Source organism: Rhodococcus rhodnii NBRC 100604 (assembly GCF_001894925.1).
In the GTDB taxonomy this organism is placed as follows: Bacteria; Actinomycetota; Actinomycetes; order Mycobacteriales; family Mycobacteriaceae; genus Rhodococcus_F; species Rhodococcus_F rhodnii.
Genome location: NZ_BCXD01000061.1, coordinates 1 through 5,319 on the forward strand (window position 1 = coordinate 1; position 5,319 = coordinate 5,319).

Sequence of the window (5,319 nt, forward strand, 5' to 3'; positions counted from 1 at the left end):
TCTCGTTCGTTCCCGTCCGGGGTGGGCCAGTGATTGTTTGAAGCTAGTTTGAGTTTTTAAGCTGGTGATTTGGACTCTTTTTTGTTCTGAAAGTGATCCTGTCTCTTCGGGGGTGGGGTTGTTTTTGAGTCTTCAACGGAGAGTTTGATCCTGGCTCAGGACGAACGCTGGCGGCGTGCTTAACACATGCAAGTCGAGCGGTAAGGCCCTTTCGGGGGTACACGAGCGGCGAACGGGTGAGTAACACGTGGGTGATCTGCCCTGCACTCTGGGATAAGCCTGGGAAACTGGGTCTAATACTGGATATGACCACTGGTTGCATGGCCTGGTGGTGGAAAGATTTATCGGTGCAGGATGGGCCCGCGGCCTATCAGCTTGTTGGTGGGGTAATGGCCTACCAAGGCGACGACGGGTAGCCGACCTGAGAGGGTGATCGGCCACACTGGGACTGAGACACGGCCCAGACTCCTACGGGAGGCAGCAGTGGGGAATATTGCACAATGGGCGCAAGCCTGATGCAGCGACGCCGCGTGAGGGATGACGGCCTTCGGGTTGTAAACCTCTTTCGGTAGGGACGAAGCGCAAGTGACGGTACCTATAGAAGAAGCACCGGCCAACTACGTGCCAGCAGCCGCGGTAATACGTAGGGTGCGAGCGTTGTCCGGAATTACTGGGCGTAAAGAGCTCGTAGGCGGTTTGTCGCGTCGTCTGTGAAATCCCACAGCTCAACTGTGGGCGTGCAGGCGATACGGGCAGACTTGAGTACTGCAGGGGAGACTGGAATTCCTGGTGTAGCGGTGAAATGCGCAGATATCAGGAGGAACACCGGTGGCGAAGGCGGGTCTCTGGGCAGTAACTGACGCTGAGGAGCGAAAGCGTGGGTAGCGAACAGGATTAGATACCCTGGTAGTCCACGCCGTAAACGGTGGGCGCTAGGTGTGGGTTTCCTTCCACGGGATCCGTGCCGTAGCTAACGCATTAAGCGCCCCGCCTGGGGAGTACGGCCGCAAGGCTAAAACTCAAAGGAATTGACGGGGGCCCGCACAAGCGGCGGAGCATGTGGATTAATTCGATGCAACGCGAAGAACCTTACCTGGGTTTGACATACACCGGATCGCCTCAGAGATGGGGTTTCCCTTGTGGTCGGTGTACAGGTGGTGCATGGCTGTCGTCAGCTCGTGTCGTGAGATGTTGGGTTAAGTCCCGCAACGAGCGCAACCCTTGTCCTGTGTTGCCAGCACGTAATGGTGGGGACTCGCAGGAGACTGCCGGGGTCAACTCGGAGGAAGGTGGGGATGACGTCAAGTCATCATGCCCCTTATGTCCAGGGCTTCACACATGCTACAATGGCCGGTACAGAGGGCTGCGATACCGTGAGGTGGAGCGAATCCCTTAAAGCCGGTCTCAGTTCGGATCGGGGTCTGCAACTCGACCCCGTGAAGTCGGAGTCGCTAGTAATCGCAGATCAGCAACGCTGCGGTGAATACGTTCCCGGGCCTTGTACACACCGCCCGTCACGTCATGAAAGTCGGTAACACCCGAAGCCGGTGGCCCAACCCCTTGTGGGAGGGAGCCGTCGAAGGTGGGATCGGCGATTGGGACGAAGTCGTAACAAGGTAGCCGTACCGGAAGGTGCGGCTGGATCACCTCCTTTCTAAGGAGCATCTCCCCATACCGCCTCGAAGAGTCGGGGTGTGTGTGAGGGCAGAGCCATTTCGGATTCACATGTAATCCGGTGGTGCTCATGGGTGGAACACTGACTGGTTCATTCACTGTTCGGTCGGCCTGTGTGCCGGCTGGTGGGTGGTATATCGATGCACTGTTGGGTCCTGAGAGAACACGTGAGTGTTTATCTCTGGAGAGACGACGACTGGAGTTTTCCGGTGATACCGCGGTCGCCCTGTGTGGGTGGTTGGTCTGGTTCCGGGTGTGGGCTTTGGTTGTGTGTTGTTTGAGAACTGCACAGTGGACGCGAGCATCTTTGTTAGTAAGTGTTTAAGAGCGTACGGTGGATGCCTTGGCACCAGGAGCCGATGAAGGACGTGGGAGGCTGCGATAAGCCTCGGGGAGCTGTCAACCGAGCTGTGATCCGAGGGTGTCCGAATGGGGAAACCCAGCACGAGTGATGTCGTGTTACCCGTGCCTGAATGTATAGGGCATGTGGAGGGAACGTGGGGAAGTGAAACATCTCAGTACCCACAGGAAGAGAAAACAACATGTGATTCCGTGAGTAGTGGCGAGCGAAAGCGGATGAGGCTAAACCATGGGTGTGTGATAGCTGGCAGGCGTTGCATTCGTGGGGTTGTGGGGTTACTCGTTCTGCTGCTGCTGAAGTGGACGGAAGTGATAAACCGGTATGTTAGTCGAAGTGGTCTGGGATGGCCTGTCGTAGAGGGTGAGAGCCCCGTAGACGAAAATGTGCCGGCTTCTGTGAGTGATACCCGAGTAGCACCGGGCCCGTGAAATCTGGTGTGAATCTGTCGGGACCACCCGATAAGCCTGAATACTCCCTGGTGACCGATAGCGGACTAGTACCGTGAGGGAAAGGTGAAAAGTACCCCGGGAGGGGAGTGAAATAGTACCTGAAACCGTGCGCTTACAATCCGTCAGAGCCTGTGCTGCCTTTCGGTGGGTGGGTGATGGCGTGCCTTTTGAAGAATGAGCCTGCGAGTTAGTGGCATGTCGCGAGGTTAACCCGTGTGGGGGAGTCGTAGCGAAAGCGAGTCCGAATAGGGCGCGTGTAGTGGCATGTTCTAGACCCGAAGCGGAGTGATCTACCCATGGCCAGGGTGAAGCGACGGTAAGACGTCGTGGAGGCCCGAACCCACTTAGGTTGAAAACTGAGGGGATGAGTTGTGGGTAGGGGTGAAAGGCCAATCAAACTCCGTGATAGCTGGTTCTCCCCGAAATGCATTTAGGTGCAGCGTCACGTGTTTCACTCTGGAGGTAGAGCTACTGGATGGTCTAGGGGGCCCACAAGCTTACCGAAATCAGCCAAACTCCGAATGCCAGGGTGTGAGAGCGTGGCAGTGAGACTGCGGGGGATAAGCTTCGTAGTCGAGAGGGAAACAGCCCAGATCGCCGGCTAAGGCCCCTAAGCGTGTACTAAGTGGAAAAGGATGTGGAGTCGCTGAGACAACCAGGAGGTTGGCTTAGAAGCAGCCACCCTTGAAAGAGTGCGTAATAGCTCACTGGTCAAGTGATTCTGCGCCGACAATGTAGCGGGGCTCAAGTACACCGCCGAAGCCGCGGCACTCCAACATATACATTCGCATCGCCTTACGGGGTGGTGTGCAGTGGTTGGGGTGGGTAGGGGAGCGTCGTGCAGCCTGGGAAGCAGCAGTGTGAACTAGTTGTGGAGGCTGTGCGAGTGAGAATGCAGGCATGAGTAGCGAAAGAAGAGTGAGAAACTCTTCCGCCGAATGACCAAGGGTTCCTGGGCCAGGTTAATCCGCCCAGGGTGAGTCGGGACCTAAGGCGAGGCCGACAGGCGTAGTCGATGGACAACGGGTTGATATTCCCGTACCCGTGTGAACGCGCCCATGGTGAATCAGTGATGCTAACCGTCCTGAAGCGGTGACGGAACCTTCGGGTTTTGTTTCCGTGGATGCACGGGATCCGATCTGGTAGTAGCCAAGCGATGGGGTGACGCAGGAAGGTAGCTGGGCCAGTGAGTGGTTGTACTGGTGTAAGCCTGTAGGGCGAGTGGTAGGCAAATCCGCCACTCATGGAGCCTGAGAGGTGATGCGTAGCCGATCGAGGCGAATTCAGTGATCCTATGCTGTCGAGAAAAGCCTCTAGTGAGTTTTCACACGGCCCGTACCCCAAACCGACACAGGTGGTCAGGTAGAGAATACCAAGGCGATCGAGAGAACTATGGTTAAGGAACTCGGCAAAATGCCCCCGTAACTTCGGGAGAAGGGGGGCCACGGCTGGTGACGGGCTTTACGCCTCGAGCTGGTGGTGGCCGCAGAGACCAGTGAGAAGCGACTGTTTACTAAAAACACAGGTCCGTGCGAAGTCGTAAGACGATGTATACGGACTGACGCCTGCCCGGTGCTGGAAGGTTAAGAGGACCGGTTAGCCAACTTGTTGGCGAAGCTGAGAATTTAAGCCCCAGTAAACGGCGGTGGTAACTATAACCATCCTAAGGTAGCGAAATTCCTTGTCGGGTAAGTTCCGACCTGCACGAATGGCGTAACGACTTCTCAGCTGTCTCAACCATAGACTCGGCGAAATTGCATTACGAGTAAAGATGCTCGTTACGCGCGGCAGGACGAAAAGACCCCGGGACCTTCACTACAGCTTGGTATTGGTGTTCGGTTCGACTTGTGTAGGATAGGTGGGAGACTGTGAAGCGGGCACGCCAGTGTTCGTGGAGTCGTTGTTGAAATACCACTCTGGTCGTATTGGATGTCTAACCTCGGGCCATGATCTGGTTCAGGGACAGTGCCTGGTGGGTAGTTTAACTGGGGCGGTTGCCTCCCAAAATGTAACGGAGGCGTCCAAAGGTTCCCTCAGCCTGGTTGGCAATCAGGTGTCGAGTGCAAGTGCACAAGGGAGCTTGACTGTGAGACTGACGGGTCGAGCAGGGACGAAAGTCGGGACTAGTGATCCGGCACCGGCATGTGGAAGCGGTGTCGCTCAACGGATAAAAGGTACCCCGGGGATAACAGGCTGATCTTCCCCAAGAGTCCATATCGACGGGATGGTTTGGCACCTCGATGTCGGCTCGTCGCATCCTGGGGCTGGAGTAGGTCCCAAGGGTTGGGCTGTTCGCCCATTAAAGCGGCACGCGAGCTGGGTTTAGAACGTCGTGAGACAGTTCGGTCTCTATCCGCCGCGCGCGTCAGAAACTTGAGGAAGGCTGTCCCTAGTACGAGAGGACCGGGACGGACGAACCTCTGGTGTGCCAGTTGTTCCGCCAGGAGCATTGCTGGTTGGCTACGTTCGGAAGGGATAACCGCTGAAAGCATCTAAGCGGGAAGCCTGTTCCAAGATGAGGTTTCTCACCCCCTCGAGGGGGTAAGGCCCCCGGCAGACCACCGGGTTGATAGGCCAGAACTGGAAGCGCAGTAATGTGTGGAGGTGACTGGTACTAATAGGCCGAGGACTTACCAACAAAGGTGTTACGCGTCCACTGTGCGGTATCTGAAACAACACACACAGGTCTCTGTGTGGGTATGTGTTTCATAGAGTTACGGCGGCTATAGCGGAGGGGAAACGCCCGGTCCCATTCCGAACCCGGAAGCTAAGCCCTCCAGCGCCGATGGTACTGCACTCGACAGGGTGTGGGAGAGTAGGACACCGCCGTACATA

The 5,319-nt window shown here is 56.5% G+C and carries 3 rRNA genes; all 3 read left to right on the plus strand.

The features are described 5' to 3' along the window. Nucleotides 1-132: 132 nt before the first annotated feature. The 3 genes from RR1_RS21435 to rrf all read left to right on the plus strand — a co-directional run bounded on the left by RR1_RS21435 (nt 133) and on the right by rrf (nt 5,316). Nucleotides 133-1,654, plus strand: a 16S ribosomal RNA gene (locus RR1_RS21435). 331 nt (nt 1,655-1,985) lie between these two features. After that, nucleotides 1,986-5,122, plus strand: a 23S ribosomal RNA gene (locus RR1_RS21440). A gap of 77 nt (nt 5,123-5,199) precedes the next feature. Continuing rightward, nucleotides 5,200-5,316, plus strand: a 5S ribosomal RNA gene (rrf, locus tag RR1_RS21445). The 16S, 23S and 5S rRNA genes sit together here, the layout of an rRNA operon. The last annotated feature ends 3 nt before the right edge of the window (nt 5,317-5,319 follow it).